General features: G+C 79.6%; 1 protein-coding gene. It reads right to left on the reverse strand.

Going from position 1 to position 1,263, the window contains the following annotated elements:
• On the reverse strand, window positions 1–1,204 hold a 1,204-nt coding region (locus tag EAO70_RS36560; RefSeq protein ID WP_148007085.1), incomplete at its 3' end, for an NAD(P)H-hydrate epimerase.
• Window positions 1,205–1,263: the final 59 nt, after the last annotated feature.

Raw genomic sequence — 1,263 nt, forward strand, 5'->3', positions numbered from 1 at the left:
CGTCCGCACCGCACACCAGCGTCGTCGACCCCTTGAGCAGGACCGTCGCCCCGAACCGCCCCGCCAGTTCCCGTACCGCCGCGAGCCGCCCCGCCTCCACCTCCTCCCGGGTCGCGCCCAGCAGCGCCGCCGCCTCCCCCGCGTGCGGGGTGAGCACGGTGGGCGCGCTGCGGGCCCGTACCAGCGACGGGTCGAGGCCCCGCAGCCCGTCCGCGTCCACCAGCACCGGCACGTCCGAGGCGAGGACCTCGGCGACGCCGGGATCGTCGCCGAGCCCGGGCCCGACCACCCAGGCCTGCACCCGCCCGGCACGGTCCGGCGGCCCCGGGTGGACCAGGGTCTCCGGGTGCGCCGCGATCACCGCGTCCGCCGCGGGACCGACGTACCGCACGGCCCCGGCACCGCCCCGCAGCGCCCCCTCGACGGCGAGCACCGCCGCCCCGGGATAGCGCGCCGACCCGGCGACGACGCCGAGCACCCCGCGCCGGTACTTGTCGCTCTCGGCGCCCGGCACGGGCAGCAGCCGCGCCACGTCCTGGTGCTGGAGCGCCTCCAGGTCGGCCACGCCCGGCAGTTCGGCGCCGAGCCCGATGTCGACGAGGCGCAGCGCGCCCGCGTAGGACCGCGCAGGGTCGACGAGCAGGCCGGGCTTGTACGTCCCGAAGGTGACCGTCACGTCCGCCCGCAGGGCCTCCCCCGCGACCTCGCCGGTGTCCGCGTCGACGCCGCTCGGCAGGTCGACGGCGACGACGACGGCGTCGGAGCCGCGCGCGGCGCGGGCGACGGGCACGGCGTCGGGCCTCAGCCCGCCCCGGCCGCCGATGCCGGTGATGCCGTCGAGGACGAGGTCCGCGGCGGCCAGCGGTTCGAACGGGTCGTCGTGGGAGCCGTCCACGACCCGGCCCCCGGCCGCCCGCAGGGCCGCGAGCCCGCCCGCGTGGGCGCGGTCGCCGAGCAGGACGGCGGTGACGCCGGCGCCGCGCCGGGCGAGCCGGGCGCCGGCGTGGAGGGCGTCGCCGCCGTTGTCGCCGCTGCCCACCAGGAGGACGACCCGTGCCCCGTACACCCGCCCCTTCCCGAGGAGGGAACAGCAGGCGGCGGCGAGTCCGGCGGCGGCACGCTGCATGAGCGCGCCTTCGGGGAGTCGGGCCAYGAGGGCGCCCTCGGCGGCCCGTACGGTCTCCACGCGGTAAGCGGTACGCATGGGGGCAGTCTGCCGCAGCCCCCGGACCCCCGCCCGCCGCCGCCCGCACGCCCCTCCAC

The sequence above is a fragment of the Streptomyces sp. adm13(2018) genome (assembly GCF_008042145.1).
Classification (GTDB): domain Bacteria; phylum Actinomycetota; class Actinomycetes; order Streptomycetales; family Streptomycetaceae; genus Streptomyces.